General features: G+C 57.6%; 9 protein-coding genes and 7 pseudogenes. 6 read left to right on the forward strand and 10 right to left on the reverse strand.

What is annotated here, in order from left to right:
- Positions 1-436: 436 nt before the first annotated feature.
- Positions 437-631, forward strand: a complete 195-nt coding sequence (locus tag AC0QUY_RS33150; RefSeq protein ID WP_475390281.1) for a hypothetical protein — start codon at positions 437-439, stop codon at positions 629-631.
- A 638-nt stretch (positions 632-1,269) separates the two neighbouring features.
- A complete protein-coding gene (locus AC0QUY_RS33155; RefSeq protein WP_202639131.1) occupies positions 1,270-2,343 on the forward strand; it encodes a hypothetical protein in 1,074 nt (357 codons plus the stop codon).
- A gap of 32 nt (positions 2,344-2,375) precedes the next feature.
- Here the strand turns inward: AC0QUY_RS33155 and AC0QUY_RS33160 are convergent.
- The 6 genes and pseudogenes from AC0QUY_RS33160 to AC0QUY_RS33185 form a co-directional block, all read right to left on the reverse strand.
- Positions 2,376-3,006 (reverse strand): annotated as a pseudogene (locus AC0QUY_RS33160) (hypothetical protein).
- A gap of 103 nt (positions 3,007-3,109) precedes the next feature.
- Positions 3,110-3,400: a beta-L-arabinofuranosidase domain-containing protein gene (locus AC0QUY_RS33165; protein WP_474416967.1), complete on the reverse strand. Its 291-nt coding sequence runs from the start codon at positions 3,398-3,400 to the stop codon at positions 3,110-3,112.
- 198 nt (positions 3,401-3,598) lie between these two features.
- Positions 3,599-3,778: pseudogene (locus AC0QUY_RS33170) on the reverse strand (beta-L-arabinofuranosidase domain-containing protein); the annotation flags it as partial.
- 243 nt (positions 3,779-4,021) lie between these two features.
- Positions 4,022-4,189, reverse strand: coding sequence for a hypothetical protein (locus tag AC0QUY_RS33175; protein ID WP_202639134.1), 168 nt, complete (start codon positions 4,187-4,189; stop codon positions 4,022-4,024).
- Positions 4,190-4,513: 324 nt separating this feature from the next.
- Positions 4,514-6,610 carry a prolyl oligopeptidase family serine peptidase gene (locus AC0QUY_RS33180; RefSeq protein ID WP_161855659.1) on the reverse strand — a complete coding sequence of 699 codons (2,097 nt, stop codon included), beginning with the start codon at positions 6,608-6,610 and terminating at the stop codon, positions 4,514-4,516.
- Positions 6,611-7,828: 1,218 nt separating this feature from the next.
- Positions 7,829-9,070 (reverse strand): cytochrome P450, encoded by a 1,242-nt coding sequence (locus AC0QUY_RS33185; RefSeq protein WP_161855660.1) that lies wholly within the window; start codon positions 9,068-9,070, stop codon positions 7,829-7,831.
- 1,275 nt (positions 9,071-10,345) lie between these two features.
- On the opposite strand from AC0QUY_RS33185, the gene cysD reads away from it, so the two are divergent.
- The 3 genes and pseudogenes from cysD to AC0QUY_RS33200 all read left to right on the forward strand — a co-directional run.
- A complete protein-coding gene (gene cysD / locus AC0QUY_RS33190) occupies positions 10,346-11,341 on the forward strand; it encodes a sulfate adenylyltransferase subunit CysD (RefSeq protein WP_474416970.1) in 996 nt (331 codons plus the stop codon).
- Positions 11,341-13,226: pseudogene (gene cysN / locus AC0QUY_RS33195) on the forward strand (sulfate adenylyltransferase subunit CysN). Before cysD ends, cysN begins: the two are co-directional and overlap by 1 nt.
- Positions 13,227-13,290: 64 nt before the next feature.
- A pseudogene (locus tag AC0QUY_RS33200) lies at positions 13,291-13,497 on the forward strand (transposase); the annotation flags it as partial.
- 211 nt (positions 13,498-13,708) lie between these two features.
- On the opposite strand, the pseudogene AC0QUY_RS33205 reads toward AC0QUY_RS33200, so the two are convergent.
- Positions 13,709-14,737 (reverse strand): annotated as a pseudogene (locus AC0QUY_RS33205) (group II intron reverse transcriptase/maturase).
- A gap of 575 nt (positions 14,738-15,312) precedes the next feature.
- Positions 15,313-15,771 carry a group II intron maturase-specific domain-containing protein gene (locus AC0QUY_RS33210; RefSeq protein WP_202639135.1) on the reverse strand — a complete coding sequence of 153 codons (459 nt, stop codon included), beginning with the start codon at positions 15,769-15,771 and terminating at the stop codon, positions 15,313-15,315.
- Positions 15,772-16,260: 489 nt separating this feature from the next.
- Here AC0QUY_RS33210 and AC0QUY_RS33215 point away from each other — a divergent pair.
- A pseudogene (locus AC0QUY_RS33215) lies at positions 16,261-16,447 on the forward strand (IS5/IS1182 family transposase); the annotation flags it as partial.
- A 2-nt stretch (positions 16,448-16,449) separates the two neighbouring features.
- Here AC0QUY_RS33215 and AC0QUY_RS33220 read toward each other — a convergent pair.
- Both AC0QUY_RS33220 and AC0QUY_RS33225 read right to left on the reverse strand, forming a co-directional pair.
- Positions 16,450-16,718: pseudogene (locus AC0QUY_RS33220) on the reverse strand (IS5/IS1182 family transposase); the annotation flags it as partial.
- 65 nt (positions 16,719-16,783) lie between these two features.
- Positions 16,784-17,143 (reverse strand): IS66 family transposase, encoded by a 360-nt coding sequence (locus AC0QUY_RS33225; protein WP_161855662.1) that lies wholly within the window; start codon positions 17,141-17,143, stop codon positions 16,784-16,786.
- Positions 17,144-17,206: the final 63 nt, after the last annotated feature.

A 17,206-nucleotide genomic window follows, 5' to 3' on the forward strand; every position in this document is an offset into this window, starting at 1 on the left:
ATCGAAAATGAAGCAAAATCGCCTCCGAGACACCGCCTACGGCGTCGTTCAGACCTCGGAAGTCGCCGCATCCTCGCGCCGATCAAGAAAATCGCTCCTGCAATCAGCTTTTTCAGCAGCCTGCTAGAACAATCAGCGTGAGCCAATATGTACCGCGGCGCATCGGTGAACTGGAGGCTGCTGCGCCGAGACGGCACCGGTCATTGCCGACGCCCGGTGCATCCACCGTTTTTCAAACTTTGCGAAGAATCGGACACAAACGGCGCCGCTTTATCAGCTTTGAGACCAATGTCTAAAAATTGACGCTACGTACACCCAGTACGAAGCTGTAGAACCTCGAGTTTTCAAATCGGCACGCTGCTTGCTTCGTTCATGCAAGACGACACATGAGGGGGGCGGTGATGGGGCGGACTTTGCACGTGCTCGGTAGCGTCCGGTGGCCCCGCCCTTCGAATGCGCTGTTTCGGTGACCATAGTCGTCAAGAATTTGCTCGCGCGCAAACAGAAGCTCATGGAGCAACTGGGCGTCACCGAAGACGCTGACGAGCGAGCCAAGATCGGACGTCAACTTCGGCAGATTAAGACCGCACTGGCATTTTTGGAGAAGACTGAGCCCAAGATCGAGGAATGACCATTGAATAATGACGCAGCGATAATGGCGGGGATCCATTGGACACGATGCACTTCATTGTGCTCGACCGGCGGAGTTCCCTCAGAACCCTTCAAGCGAGCACCTCAACCAAGGGGCAATCGGCAAAGCCCCGCGACGAAATCGTTTGCGGCGCACTATCATCGCCCAACTGAGCGCGCGTAGAGAAAAGTCAACATTCCAGGCCTGGAGCGAAGCAAATTTCCAGTGGAGAAAAGGTCACCGGCCGCTGGATTTCAATCCGCGGATCTTCTCCGCATCGTTTTACAATGCCGCATTGCCCGTCCGCTGCTTGCGCTGCGGCTGAGCTCGATAGATCTTGCGGGTGCCTGGGCACAGGCGCCACAGCGAGCCACGACGCCGAGCGCGACTGGAGACGAGAGAGTCCTCTCGCCCGCACGGCTCTGACATCATGTGGTGGTGCTGTTGCGGGCTGAGGGTGGACCCGCGCCGCCGATGCAGGTTCGTGGGGCGCTCTCCTCCGCAGTGATGGCAGCTGAGCGAGAAGCGGTCGAAAAGTTTGGGCGTCAGTGGCATTGCTTCTCTGACTTGTCAGCTTCTCGAAAGCCGCTCCCCCTTATAAAAAGAAGATCTGATGACCTATGCTCGCGGGGAACATAATGAATATCGATACACCGAACACGGCAGAAGACTCCGCTCAAGCTTACGGTCTCCTGCGGCAGCATCAACGGGCGCCGGAACAGCCGTGCGACCTGAGCGGACAAACCAGGTCACCAGCACACCCGGCTGCGGGCCAAGCGAAATTTGAGCAGCAGCTAAGTGACGTTCGGCCAATCCACCAAACGTCTGATTCAGCCACCGCTTTGACAGATTCCGAAGTTGGATCGCCCTCGATCATGAAGAAAGGCACTCTGGGATGCGCTATCCAGGGAAGCGAACGGTGCCCAGCCCTATCGTTCATCCGAGGGCGCGCCGAACTTGCCGCATCACTGGCCGGAGCGAACGTTGAGGCGCTCAGGAACGAGATCAGGCTGGCTGAGCAGCGAACAGCACAGTGGCCGAGAACAACCGGATATTCCGCGGGCAGTATCGATGGCGACCGCATTCTCGAGGAGGTGTTGGCATCATCGTATCTGCCGCTACATCGTTTTCAGAACGAGGAAATCGATTGCGAGCCGCTCCTAGATAACGAGGTGAGTGCCATCGCGCATGTGCGTTCCTTAGCGGATTTGCGTGCTCACGCTAGCCCGCATGTTGCTAAGGCCGCTATCTGCTCGGACGACGAAAGGGAGGACGAAATTGATATGGCGCGCCTCGCTGCATTGCACACCCAAGGCGTTACAGAGAGTGCTTTTGTGTCATTGTGCGAGGACCCCTCACGACTGCTCCTTTCAAGGGACGAGACCGAGCACGGCGCAAAGGCAATTGCAGAGAACGCTAAGAAGTTACACACCTACACGGTACCGAGTGTCACCGCTTGGCCGACCAAAAAAATCAACGGCATTTTAGAGCGCGGTCATGCTCCTGGAGATGAGGAATTGCGAGTTTGGATGAGGGGAATACCGACCGAGGAGACCGAGGTCTTGTTTCTGGGCGGCAATCTAGCTGAGTATCGGACAGCCAGCGTAGATAATCCGAACACGGCTGGCGCACTGCAAGATGGTCCGCCCGTCAAGAAAGCAAGGGTGAGCTCCGATGCGGGGACGATACGGCATCATCACGGCCAAACTTGATCGCAGGTTGACGCGCCACTCAGGCGTTCGCGTCAAAGCTCATTGATACAAATCCGCATTTCGCCTTCGCCGCGGTTAGCCCAGCTGAACCACGGAATGAATGTCAGCCGCTGCGGTTGTAGCTGTCCTGCCAATTTGTCCTAATGATAAAGCGCGCTTTCTTCAGAATGCGTGTGTTGCAACCGGGCCCCAGGAAGCCACACGTTGTGTAACTCGGTCCCGTTGTCGGCCTCTTCGAGACAACAAATCAAAGGGCCACGCTGGATAGCCACCTTGCACGCTAAATTGCGAAGTTGCGGATGGCCGTATATGCGGCGTACTTCCCTCGGCAGCGATAGTTTGACCCGATCTCCCTGCCGCCACGTGCGGTGAATATGCAAATAGCCCTTGCGCGACTCGCAATTGACAGGTTCGCCGTTCAGGGTCGTCTCCGGCGCTGCACCATTCCGGCAGGCGCAGGGCGAGCGTGTGGACGATTGGCTGTGTAGATTCCACACCGATTTCCACCTCGTCTCTCCAAGGATAGTTGCCGCTCATGAGCAACTGCAGCGTATGCCCGCCGACCGATACCGCCACTCTGTTGCCAATATAGAGATTGATATAGAGCGCGTCGGAGCATGGCGCATAGATGTAATGACCAATTGATGTGAAAATGCGTGCGATGTTCGGCGGACATCAGGCGCAGCCAAACCAGCGTTGCCGCACCGCCGTGACATGACTGTAGATGCCATCTGACCGCAGCGGTTTGGGATGAACATCGAGCGGGTTAATATAGAAATCGGGTTAACATAGAAATAGTGCGCTCATCGAAAGCGATGCTGCCCAGGACCGTATTGTATAAGGCGCGCTCCATCACGTCGGCATAGCGACTGTCCACTTCCATCGCCAGCATACGGCTCGCGAACATCATCAGGCCAATCGACCCGCAACTTTCCGCGTACGCTGTATTGATCGGCAGATCGTAATCACTGCTGAACGCTTCGCCGAAGCTTTGCGAGCCGATACCGCCGGTGACATAGATCTGGCGCTGCACCATGTTTTGCCATACCGCAGGCAAGCCTGGCGTTGCTGCTGGTTCTGGCGCAGACGCGCCAAATGAGCGACCGCAGTCATGAGGTATACAAACCGTACCGCATGACCGGTTGCGGTCCGCTGTTCCGAACTGGCAGGTGCGCCTGGCTATAGGCTTTATTTTCTACCAAACAGGGCCTGCCAGATGGTCTGACGTGGCAAGATGGCCGGCGTTTCTCGTATTCTATGTCATCGAAGTGCGGCTCTGTGCCGCGTTGCTCCACGAATAATTGGCTGGCGTCAGATATCGCTGCTCCTGCGTCACTTCGTAGAGGCGCGTCAGTGCAAGTTCAATTTCTGGATGGCCATCATAGCCGTGTAACTGACCGCGGTCTGGGCCGAAAACTGTGTCGAGGTGTTCAGCAACCTTGCAAACGAATCCAGCAGGCGTCGTTTGCCAGTAGCCAGAAAGAAAGCGATACCCGCTTCATCAAGTGCCCGGCACAATAAAGCTCATGGCATTCGGCTAGGTTGCTCCAGCGGTCCTGAGGCGCCTTCGCATGAAATAGGTGTTGAGATAGCCATCGCCGCATTGGGCGGCCGCAATCAATTCAATCAGCTCATCGGCGGCTTTCTCCAGGTCCGGATTGGGTATCTGGCACAGCGACTAAGCAACCGCTTCTAGCCATTTTGCCACATCACTGTCCTGAAAAACCGGGCCGTAGAACTCTCCCTTCGCACGTCCGGCGGCAATACGGAAGTTCTCTACCGCGTGGATCGGTGTCGTTTCGGGATGGCGGTCGTTCAGCGCGTCACATTGATAGGGAATCGCCACTTCCCTCACTAAGTGCTGGCATTTCCCAATCAGCGGATCCGAGACTTGTAGGTGTGAAGATTGACTTCGGCGACATCGCGCTGATTCATCTTGTTTCTCCTTTGTGGGGCGAACGGGCGCCTAGCTCAGCCAAGCCGGCTCGCCATGATCGTTGTTGAGGTTGCAGCCTCGAAATTGGCGGCTGCGCAACCAAATGGCTGCCCCCTGCCGCTGGACGGCGTAGGCCTCAGAAAGGGCTGGTCAAGCTGAGCTTCTTTCCAATCGCCTACCGCTGAAATGTTATGCAACAATCGCGCCGGAGGTTGTCGGATAACAAACGCCGGCCTAAGCCTCGCCGTCAAGCCAGCCGATCTTGCACTTCAGGAATCGAAAGCCCAGCACCTCGAAGCCGGCGCGCTCCCTGTTGTCCCGGCCGTAACCATGGCCGCCAGCCGCCGGCTCGTAGAAATAGGCCTCGTAGCCCATCGCCTGGAGTTTCGCGGCCATTTTTCGCGCGTGTCCGGGATGAACACGATCGTCCCGCCGCGTAGTGGCAATCAGGATCGGCGGGTATTTTTGGCCGCGCTTGGCGGCATGATACGCGGAATAGGTCTTGAGCCACTCCCAGTCGTCGAGCTTGTCAGGGTCCCCATATTCTGCAATCCAGCTTGCTCCTGCCAGAAGCTTGGTGTAGCGGCGCATGTCGATCAGCGGGATCGTGCAGAACAGCGCGCCGAAGCGTTCCGGATAGCGCGTCAGCATATTGGTGATGAGGATGCCGCCGTTCGATCCTCCCTGGGCTGCGATCCGCTTCGGCACCGTCACCCCACGACGCACGAGATCGGCGGCAACGGCAGCGAAGTCGTCGTGCGACAATTTCTTACCACCGAGCCGGCCGGCATCGTGCCAGCGCGTACCGAACTCGCCGCCGCCGCGTAAATTCGCCTGCACCGTGGTGCCGCCGCGCTCGAGCCAAAGCTTGCCAAGCGCTGAATTGTAGTACGGCCTCACGGAGATCCCAAAGCCGCCGTAGCCGCTCATATAGACGGGCGCATCGCCCGTCTCGTCGGCCGGACCGGTCTGTACATAGGGGATGCGCTCTCCATCAATCGAAATGGCCTCGTGTTGGGTGACCACCAGCCCATCCGCGCTAAAGGTCTTGGGCGCCTGCTTGAGCACGGTCGGACTGGCGACGTTATTCTCGATCAGCATAAGCGAAGCTGGCGTGAGCGGATCCTGGCTCCCGGCGAGCAGGTCGCCATTGTCTTCTGATGGATCGCAATCAAGGGGCCGGAGGTCGACGACCCCGCTGTCGGGAAGCCCGCGCAGCTGCGCGCGGCTCCAACCCTTGTCGGATGGCGTGCAGATCTCGAAGAACGGCCGCAGTTCGTTGAGAATGGAAAGCACAAGCTTGCCGGCACTCCAAAAGAAACCCTGCAGAGCGCGGCGGGGGCCTGGTTCGAAAAGAACCTCGAACTGACGGTTGCCTTCAAGGAATGCCGCCAACGAGATGACGAGCACCGTATCGGCGACATAGGTCCGCCCCGCCACAGACCAGGACTCGCGCGGCTTGATGGCAAGCCAATCGCGATGGGGGAGCATCCAGATGTTGCTTGGCAGATTGATTTTGGTCTTGGGACCGGATTCGTCACCGAGCCAGATGGCAAAATTGAAGGCGTCCACCCCATCGACGAACCACATTCTCGGCGGCGCAACGGTGTGGTCAACATTGCAACCGACTCCGACATGATCGGCTGCGATTTTAAAGATCGCTGGCGCTTGATCCGCCTTCGTACCGCGCCGCCACAGTCTCACCGTGCGCGCATAGCCGGAGGTCGTCGCCATGCGCTGCCCATGCGAGCTCGACAGCGCCAGCGTATCGGGATCGAGCCATTCGACCGCTCCCTTGGCTTCCGGCAAGACGAAGCCATCACTGACAAACGCCTTCGCGTCTGTATCGAACTCACGCAAGGTGACGGCATCGCTGCCGCCGCGCGACAGACTCAAAATCGTCCGTCTATGATCCCCGGCCAGTGAGGCCGTCCCGTTCAGAAGCCAGTCTTGGCCTTCGCTGTTAGCGAGCTGATCGATGTCGAGCAGAACTTCCCACGACGGCTTCGGCGTACGAAATTCTTCCAGAGTAGTTCGTCGCCAAAGGCCGCGTGGATTATTGGCATCCTTCCAGAGATTGTAGAGATAGTCGCCGCACCGGCTGACACAGGGGATATTGTCCGGTCGGTCATAAATCGAGGTCAGCGCATCGCGATCCCGCTCGAATGCGGCGCCGCCTAACACCTGCAGAGTATTGCTATTCTGCCGCTCGACAAATTTCAGCGCCCGTGCGCCTTCGATCTGTTCCAACCACAGATAGGGATCATCGTCTGGAGCGGAAAGCGTGGGCTTTCCAACCCGCGACTTTGTCGTCGCTCTTGCTTTGACCAAACTTCACTCCATCCCTGGCAATGACGCGCAATCCTGAAAAGGCGTTGCATTAAAGCTTTTAGTATGTTGCATCCAACCTCCTTGATTCGGTCGCCGCGCGGGTTCCTTGATGCTGTTGCCATGTGTCCGCCAGTTCCATCAATTGCTGAATTTGGTAGTTGATTGGGCGCGCTCTGACGCATCTGGCCAATCCTCCACACTTCCAACTGAAGCCGCTGGTGGCAACTTTCATCTTCCATGCGAGCTTGGCGTTCCTTGCCGAGCAAGACGGCATTGCCGAGCGGCCTAAGCGACACCGTAGACGATAACGCTGCTGCAAAGCGCCGCTGCGGACCGATTCAGACGCCAAATGCTGTCAGCTTCGGGCTGCCCGCGCATCTGCCTCCGAGCAAAACCATCGTTCGCCTGAGAGCCAGATAATCCGAGTTTGAGTATCATACTCCTGCCCCGATGAGTGATAGATGCGCTCGCCCGTGCTCTTGCTGATATTGCCCTTTATCGGACACCCGACGAGGATGGGCCCCACACTCCGTCACGGCGATAATGCTGCCAAAGATTGCCAATCCGATTGCTGTGGGGACGATAGCTCGGGACTTTGGACGTCGGCGCGCATCTTGCCCCGGCCGAGATGCGTTCTATCGAACTCCTATCGAGGTCGCCCCGGCACGCATGGGCACACGTGTGTTTGGCTATCGTACAATCGTTCAAAAACCGTGCAGCATTGGCGATCGGAAAATGCGTGGCTTGTCAAAGTTGTTCGTAGGTCGCGGGTTAGAAACCGAAGCTCAGATCCAGGAAGCAATTCGGCTTTCCCCACGCGACAACAGAACCTATCGGTGGATGTCGAATATCGGACTAGCAAAGCAGCTTCTTGGCGCGGATAATGAAGCAATCCTTTTGTTTCACCGGTGCATTGAGGCAAACCGCAGCTACGCCATCGGACACTTTATGTCGGCTGCTTCACTCGTCGCTATAGGTTCTCTGGAGCAAGCGAGGGCTGCCACGCGTGCAGGAGTGGCGGTAGATCCAACTTTTATCGTCTCTCGGTCGCGGAGATGCAAACGATCGGTCTACGAGCGCAGCATTTTCAATGAAAAATGAGTTCTGCATAGCGGCGCGAAGACCAAACCCTCATTTTCGACGAAAGCTATCCGCTCATTCAGATCGGGCGCAGAAAAACCTCATCTTCATGGTCTGACGGCCAAAGCGCATCACAGCCTAAGCTTTAATCCGCACAGGAAGAGCGGAATAACCGTGCACAAAGTTAGACGCAATTCGATCGGGTTCGCCGACAACCTCGACTTCGAGCCGCGCGTTCAAGACTTCTTCCCAGAGGATTTTCAGCTGCAGTTCGGCAAGATGTCGACCAAGGCAGCGATGGATGCCGAATCCGAACGAGAGATGCTGCCGGACGTTCTTGCGGTCGATCAGAAATCTGTCGGCGTTCTCGATGGCCTCTTCGTCGCGGTTACCAGAGATGTACCACATGACGACCTTGTCGCCCTTCCTGATTTGTTTCCCACCTACGACTATATCGGTCGCGGCGTTGCGGCGCATATGTGCGATGGGAGTCTGATACCGAATAATTTCGGACACCGCGCTCGATACCAGCTCAGGATTATCGCGTAGTTTGCGCAGTTCGGAGGGGTGCTGGTTCATGAACAGGAGGCCCCCGGTAATCGAATTACGCGTGGTGTCATTTCCCCCAACGATCAGCAGAATCAGATTCCCGAGAAACTCGCCCGGCTCCATGTGTCGAGTTGCAGGCGAGTGCGCCATCATGGAAATCAGGTCCATGCGTGGCTCGGCATTGATGCGCTCGTTCCAAAGCCGCGTGAAATACTCCAGGCACTCGGACAAGATCGTGCTTCGCTTATCCCAGCTGTCGATCGCGTGGCCCGTTTTCGGGATTGCAACAGCTACGTCTGACCAATAGGTCAAGAGCCGCCGATCCTCGAATGGAAAGTCGAAGAGCGTGGCCAGCATCTGCGTTGTCAACTCGATGGAGACCATGTCGACCCAATTGAAGTCATGATTGCGCGGCAGGCTGCCCAGAATCGTCTTGACCCGTCGGCGGATCAAGCTTTCGAGCTTAATCAGGTTTTCCGGTGCGACGATCGGGCTTACAGTATGGCGCTGCTCGCCATGTTTGGGAGGACCCATCTTGATGAAACTCTGAGTCCAGTGCTTGTCAGGCACGTCGACAATAGCGACACCCTGCTCCGACGAGAACGCTTTGTGATTTGTATCTACCGCTACGATATCTCGGTATTTCGTTACGGACCAATATGGACCATAAGGGCTGGCTTGACAGTAGTGAACGGGATCTTCCATTCGCAACCGCTCGAAGTAGCCCCATATGCTATCATCCTGAAAGCGCTTGGCTTCGCTTACATCCAGATTGCTCAGCGAGATCTCACACACATCATCGGTTCTCAAGTCCGCCAATCGCGCTTTCATGACCAGATTGTTGTCTCTTGAGATATACGGATCTGGTCGCGATTCATGGTTCGAGCTGCCGTGTGGGTTGCGCGGGTCGTTGCTCGAACAGAGTATCTCAAAGTGCAGGCAGCCTCCCCTACCACATCCAATAGTAAGGATCGCATTGACTTTGCAAATCGATCTGCTCCAGTGGATGGATGAGAGCTGGCACTGCTACCCAGGCATCGCGCAATGGCAGGTGTATCGCCGCTGCGTTGTCAACGAGACCTAATGTAACCGCAGCTTCCAACTTCTTTGAAATGACCAAACGTGGCGTCTTTGGCTCCTCACAGCAGGCCGCACGATCGTGCAGTGACAACCACCAAAAGCCTCGTCGTCTTCGACGCGTGCGGTTGCGCCGTTCCGTCGACAAACACCAACTTGTTCTTCCAACACAGCAACAAGCCTGCGACCATCCATCATCCTGACTAGCCAGTTGAATTTAGGCGCGGCAGGACGCCTCCGCGGACGATCGGCACGACGGCTGCAACGCTCGATCACCTACTCCATCGCCTCCATATGGTCCGGACCGTTCGCGACGGCTATCGCCTGCGCGACCAAACAAGAACACTCCACCGCCGCGATCGGGAGAGAACAGAATGTCGCGTTTGGCGGGCCAAATGCTGTTCCGCGTCGCCAGATTCCGGAACCATCTCCGCAGGTCCTTCTAGCGCTAGGCAACCGAGCGCAGCTATCTCATCCGGCAGGAAAGAAACAAGGCAGCGCCGCCACGTTTACGCTCGAACATCTCAGTCCGCAGAGGAGAACACGCTCTAGAGAACTCGGGCATATCAGGATGGCTATCAACCTTTGTCGTCGCTCTAAGAGATGTTCTCATTTGTAAGCCGAGCACCAACCGAGGCGTACGGGGCCAGCTTGTTCGATGCTCTACGCAAGCAGCATTGCGGGCGCGGGGCGACAAGTGTCGCTCACGTCGCGTAGGCATTTACTACCAATAAACCTCCGTATAATTTTCCCAACCTTTTTATGCCGGCCCGTTCATCTTCGTACAGTTGAGCCAATCCTCGACTTGGCCTTAGCTTTGCGAGCAAGCGAAAGCGGCTGATCCTGGCAGCTCAAGAACTCGAGCACACCGTCATTATTGGTCTTGTTGAGGAGGGAATGCCCTCGGCTGGATCGGTCTATGGCGCCAGCTCCCAGTCGTAACACCAAAGCGGGGATGGACGGAGACGCGGTGCAAGATACCCCTGACTAGCACCGATATGCAGCAAAGCGGCTTCCGGTCGTGCGGTCCTGCTTGCTGCTGCGGCAGGATTATCGGACCCCAAGCGGAAGCGCTGCGCCAAACGGCATCTAACGAACAACGATTCTGTATCAAAGAAGAACCATATGCTGCCGAAACATCTGTGTCGCCTCGAGGCTGAGTCGATCGAGATCATGCGTGAGGTAGTCGCCGGGTTCAAGAATCCGGTTATGCTCTACTCGATCGGTAAAGACTCGAGTGTCATGCTGCACGTCGCAATCAAGGCGTTCTATCCCGCGAAGTTGCCGTTTCCCCTCCTTCACGTCGATACGACCTGGAAATTCCGCGAGATGATCACTTTCCGGAATGAGACGGCCAAGCGGCTAGGCGTCGAACTCATCGTCCATGTGAACAAGGAGGGCCTTGAGCGCGGGATTAACCCAATCGATTCCGGCTCAGCTCTTCATACTCGGGTGATGAAAACCGATGCCCTGAAGCAGGCGCTCGATCTCTATCAGTTCGATGCTGCGTTTGGTGGAGCGCGACGTGACGAGGAAAAGAGCCGCGCGAAAGAACGGATCTTCTCCTTCCGTTCAGCCGGGCACGTGTGGGATCCCCGCAACCAGCGGCCGGAGCTCTGGAACCTCTTCAACACCCAACTCCTCCAGGGCGAAACCATGCGTGTATTCGCAATGTCGAACTGGACCGAGCTCGACATCTGGGAATACATCATGCTCGAGAAGATCCCGGTCGTCCCGCTCTACTTCGCAAAGCCAAGACCCGTGGTGCGGCGAAGCGGCGCAACGATCATGGTCGACGACAAACGATTGCGTCTTCAATCCAACGAGACGCCGGAGATGCGCATGATCCGTTTTCGCACGCTGGGATGCTATCCGCTGAGCGGGGCCATCGACTCCGACGCGACCACAATTGAGGACATTGTCGCGGAAATGCACACTGCGACCGTATCTGAGCGCCAGGGACGCTTGATCGATACCGATGAAGCCGCTTCGATGGAGAAGAAGAAGTGGGAAGGTTACTTTTGATGCCTTCCAAGGCAACAATCGACCGTGTCCAGGCCGGCAAGGACCAGCTGCGGTTCATCACCTGTGGTTCGGTAGACGACGGAAAGTCGACGCTGATCGGACGGCTATTGCATGATAGCAAGGTGATTTACGAGGATCAGCTCGCTGCGCTGGCACGCGACAGCGCCAAGCACGGCACCACCGGCAATGATGTTGATTTTGCTCTGCTAGTTGACGGGCTTGAAGCTGAACGGGAACAAGGCATCACGATCGATGTGGCATATCGCTTTTTTACCACCCTGCGCCGATCGTTCATGGTGGCAGACACGCCCGGCCACGAGCAGTACACCCGCAACATGGCAACTGGCGCCTCGAACGCCCAGCTCGCCATCATTCTGATCGATGCCCGCAAAGGCGTGTTGGTCCAGACCAAGCGTCACTCCTTCATCTGCTCGCTGCTAGGCATCCGCCATGTGGTGCTGGCAGTGAACAAAATCGACCTAGTCACGTACAACAAGGAGAGATTTGATCGGATCGTCGGCGATTATATGGCCTTTGCTGCCGGTCTTGGCTTCACCTCGGTCGTTCCGATCCCGATCTCCGCCCGGTACGGCGACAACGTCATCAACCAGTCCGATAAGACCAAGTGGTACCACGGCCCGTGCCTGCTCGACTATTTGGAGAGAATCGATATTCAATCCGACGTCGCGAGCCAGGTTTTCCGCTTTCCGGTTCAGTGGGTGAATCGGCCCAATCTGGACTTCCGCGGTTATGCCGGCTCAGTGGCCTCCGGAAGCATCTCGGCGGGAGATGAGATTGTTGTCGCAGCGTCTGGACGGACCACGCGCGTCAAGCGAATCGTGACCCAGGACGGCGATCTTCCCCGCGCCGACGCTGGCGATGCCGTCACCATTACCCTCGAAGACGAGATCGATATCAGCCGTGGCGATCTTCTGGCGCGGCCGAACGAGCGACCTGAGGTCACCGACCAGTTCGCGGCTCATCTGATCTGGATGGACAACGAACCGCTCGTTGCTGGACGCAATTACATCCTTCGCATTGGAACTCGGACCGGAGTCGCCGGTAGCATTACCGCGATCAAGCATCGGATCGACGTCGACACACGTGAGCACCTGGCAGCCAGGAAGCTTAGCCTCAACGAGATCGGCTTCTGCAATGTCGCGACGGCACTGCCCGTGGCCTTCGATCCGTACCAGGTCAATCGCAAGACCGGATCGTTCATTGTCATTGACCGCTTTACCAATCGCACCGTTGGCGCCGGCATGATTGCGTTCCCGCTGCGGCGGGCTACCAATATTGCTCGGCAACCGCTTTCAGTGGGAAAGAGCGAGCGGCCGCCCTGAAGAATCAAAAGCCTTGCATCATCTGGTTCACCGGCCTGTCCGGTGCCGGCAAGTCGACAATCGCCAACATCGTCGATCAAAAGCTGTTCGCAATGTCGTGTCACACCATGCTGCTGGACGGCGACAACGTGCGGCATGGGTTGAACCGAGACCTCGGTTTCTCCGAGGCCGATCGTGTCGAGAATATTCGACGTGTCGGCGAAGTCGCCAAGTTGATGGCCGACGGTGGCCTGATCGTGATTTGCTCGTTCATCTCGCCCTACAGAGCGGAGCGAGACATGGTGCGGAACCTGGTTGCTAAGGAGGAGTTCATCGAAATCTTTGTCGACACGCCCCTTGAAGAATGCGTGCGGCGCGATCCTAAGGGTCTCTATTCGAAGGCGAAGTCTGGCAAGATCAAGAACTTCACGGGTATCGATGCACCCTACGAAATACCGATGAGACCCGATTTTCATCTCAGGACCATGGATCAGACGCCTGAGCAACTTGCGGAGGCCGTCATAGATGTCCTGAAGGTGCGCGCAATCGTCCACGGTCACTAGGGTCTGTACCTAATTAATGAACTCTGATTCCTTTGCGCTGACTTGATTCGGCGCGGGGGATGCGATGCGTAAGGGACTGTTCTGGCTCAACGACAAGCAGTGGGCTCGGATTGAGCCGCATTTGCCGACGAACCAGACCGGATCGGACCGCGATGACGATCGCCGTATCATCAGCGGTATCGTTCACATGCTTCAATGCGGCGCACGTTGGCGCGATTGTCCGCCCGACTATGGTCCCTACACAACGATCTACAATCGGTTCAATCGTTGGGTAGAGTCGAGATGTGGCGCGGTGGCGGTAGGCTGAACATATCTGTTTGCCGCCTCTTTCGTCTGGCGGTGCCTTAGTGGTTCACCCTTGGCTCCGTTTCCACATCCCGCTCATCGTACCGGACAGGCAGATTTGGCGAGTAGGCCGGTGGAATCTCACCGCCGGCCTCTCATAGATCCCAGCGTGAGACTCTCGCCTCACTGGGCTCCCATCAGGCGAACGAGCCGCGTATGCCGATCTTCCAGTGTGCGAACAACCCGGAACGTTCTCGAGATAGTCGTTCGAGAACGCGGCCGGCCTTGGCCTTACGACCCATAAAGCGTTTGAACTTCCGCATCATCCAAGCCTCGATTGTCTGATTGACGTATCGAAGGATTGGCCCCAGAGCCGCCCGCGTGAATCGACCGTAATACTCAATCCACCCCCGCAGGAGTGGATTGAGCTGCCGAGCGATGTCAGCCATTGACACATGGGTCCGTCTTCGGAGGTTCAAATCCCGGATTGCCGCCCGCATAGACTTCAGCGCCGAAGCGCTGACCCCAGGTAGAAAACTGCAGAACACCGAGGCGTCTTGCGAGTTCTTTGCCCGTCGCGGCCGGAAGCAGTAGCCAAGGAAGTCAAACTAGACGTTCGAATAGCTCCCCTTCCGCCGGCTGTCCTTACAGTAGACAATCCTGGTTTTGGTGGGGTGCATCTCAAGCCGGCATTCCGCCAGGCGAGGTTCGATGTAGAGCAGCGCCCACTTGCACGTCACGTGCTTCCGGACAGCCCGTAGCAAAAGTTCGTGGTCGATGTTGTCGAACAGACCTTTGATGTCGAACTCGAGAACCCAGTCGTATTTCCAGCACCGCTTGCGCGTGACGCCGATAGCATCGAGTGCCGATTTTCCCGGCCGATAGCCATAGGAGTCTGCCAAAAATATTGGGTCCAAGTCCGGCTCAATGAGTTGTTTGACAACCATCTGGGCCACTCGATCCGCTAAGGTTGGCACACCTAAAATCCGCTGGCCTCCAGCCTTTTTGGGAATGGAGACGGCGCGCACCGGTGGCGGAAAGTAGCTTCCCGAGCTCATCCGATTCCACAGCTTGTAGAGATTGTTCTGCAAGTCGGAGTCGAACTGCTCGATCGTCTGTCCATCCACACCGGCCGAACCCGCATTGGATTTGACCGCTTTGTAAGCCTCGTACACACGTTTCTTATCGATATGAAACGGCTTGTTTGTCGTGATCGTCGTCGTCATCCTGTTTCCAGTTGGTACGTCAATACGATTTGTCCTGACCCGACCCCTTTGCTCCGGCCCGATTACGGGGCCTTCACCGCTCGTACGGGTCGGTCCGCCCCAGGCCCTGGCTTCGGTACTCTCGCCTCGCAGTTTTGGCCGCTTCAGCTTCTCCCTTGGCATCCAGGGACTGGTTCCTGCAGTTCCACACGAAAGCCTGCATCCGCTTCACGCCCCCTATACGCCGACTGCTATCTGTCCAGTACCCAGGTAACCGACAGATTTATCCCAGAGGATGCGAGCGCCTCCGGTTTTGGCAGTGTCTAAAGCCTTTCGGCGCGTCACCGAGGGTTTGCTCACGCTCGTCTCTCGAATGCTCACCTGCCCGAATTCCATTCGGACTTTTGATCCAACGCTCACCACCACGCCTTTTGAACGCAGCAGCTTGGACTGGTTTGGGACCTGCTCCTGAAAGCCGATCCCGAGGGGCCCACCCTCATCTTTCGCGCAGCTTATCCCCACGGTCAGTTGTTCATTGCAAACTCCCTTCCGTGTGCATCTGCAGCACACCCCGCATCCGGCTCTCGGACAAGACTTCAAGCCTTCGCCCACGGCATGTCGCGCCCAAGCGCGGTTAAGCGTACGAGCCCGAAGTACCCGTAGAGGTGCGAGAGTGGATAGGTCCCGCCCCTGCGTCGCCTGACCTTGTGCTTGAAGCGCAACCACAGGCGCAACCGCACAGCCGCGTAGTTGTCGAGCGCCCGATACGCTTTGGTGACGGTGCCTACATTGAAGTAGTTCGCCCATCCGCGCAGCGTGCGGTTCAACTGGCCTACGAGCTCCGTGGTCTCTTGCCAAGTTCCTGATGGGGCGGTGAGCGCGCGAACGCTTTCGATCACGCGTTTGATGCTCTTGCGCGATGGCCGGTACCCCAGGCGCGCCTGGCCGGTTTTCGCTGAGTACATCCGCCCGAACGTGTAACCCAGGAAGTCGAACTCTCCTTCCGGTACCTTGCAGATTCGTGTCTTCTCCTCGTTGACCATCAGCTTCAGCATTCCCATGATCCTGCGCAGTTGTCGCAAGGCCTCTTCAGCTTTGCCCCGCCTGCACAAGATTACGAGATCGTCGGCGTAGGTCCCGGCCTGTCCCTCGCGGGCGTCCGGTTAATCATCCCTGACCACGTCGTGGGGCCTCCCGTGTTGCGTACGCTTTCCTTGTGTACATGCCGTCGCCACTACCCCGGCACAGCGACTGGAGGTATTGCTTCGCTCACGCCGTCCCAGTCGTGTCAGCCTTCCTCATATATGGCCGTCGGGTCGGCCTGTGCATCGTCCTTTTCGAGGCTTGCTCGGCGTTCACTTGCGTTACGGCCTGCACACTCGCGCGGTCACCGTATATCGTGACACGCTATCCGAAGGCTTCAGCCACTTCGTCACCTCCATAGCTGCTCCGGTTGCTTCCGGCTGGAGCGTTTGCCGGGTGGGACTTGCACCCACTGGAAAGCGCCGCCTTATCACGGCGCACGCCAAGCGCGGACATTGGCAGGCATCTTCGAAGCGCTTGCCCGCGATGGCGACTCCACCTCGATCAAAGGGCATCGCTCGGCGAGCGACGAAAAGGGGGGAGCACAAACAGGCGGTCGGCCGCTCGCGTGGCGGACGGACCACGAAAATCCACGCGCTGAGCGATCCTGATTGCAGGCCTTGCGCATTTCACCTCGTTCCGGGACAAGCGGACTTGAGATGGCCGATGACCGGCTCGACGGCGGAACGCCTTCGCAGCTCGCGCTTGATCTGTGGCGTCACCCGCCCCTTCTGCCCTGAGGTGAACACCCTGAACTTGTAATCGGGTGGGGCATTGTGGCCGCGATAGTGTCGGCGAGGAGGCGCTCGAGGGTGATGCCGATGAGGGCCTCCATATCCGGAATGACGGTTGCGAGCGTATGCCCGTCATAGGGGGTGCCGGGCAGCGCCTTCACGTGGGTCACGAATTGACCGCCTTTGAACGCCATCATGCGGCGGCTCTTGTAGAGACGACCGCGGAAAGAACCATGAACCCGGCAGTGGATCAGGTTTGTCTATCGGGGTTGACACCGTGCCCGCGATTAAAGAACGAAGACTCATTCATATAATAATGCGGCGCGCGCTGGCGCGACCCGCCCGACTGTGCCCTTACACGACGGTTTACAATCGTTTCAATCACTGCTGCGGCGCTCGACGATGGCGCTGCAATCTTCTCGGCTGCCATCTGCGCTGCGGTCTTAGCTTGCGCCGCGGTCTCCTCCACGTTGGCGAGCTTTAGCTCGAGCTGCTCCAGCAATGCGCCTTGCTCGGAGGACTGTCCGAACTGCTCGTGCCGGAGCTTTTTGATCGTGAGTTTGAGCTTCTCGATCAGCAAGGCCCCCTGGGCTTCGGCTTCCGCGGCCAAACAGGCCGCTCGCTCGGGCGAGCCCCCCGGTGTAGTGTCCGGGAGAGCCGCTCCAGCCAGCTC

This window comes from Bradyrhizobium sp. WYCCWR15520, from assembly GCF_056174665.1.

Excerpts from the sequence above, each read along its gene's own strand:
- AC0QUY_RS33210 (WP_202639135.1), bottom strand. The coding sequence starts at position 15,771 with ATGCTGAAGCTGATGGTCAACGAGGAGAAGACACGAATCTGCAAGGTA.
- AC0QUY_RS33185 (WP_161855660.1), bottom strand. The coding sequence starts at position 9,070 with ATGAAAGCGCGATTGGCGGACTTGAGAACCGATGATGTGTGTGAGATC.
- AC0QUY_RS33155 (WP_202639131.1), top strand. The coding sequence starts at position 1,270 with ATGAATATCGATACACCGAACACGGCAGAAGACTCCGCTCAAGCTTAC.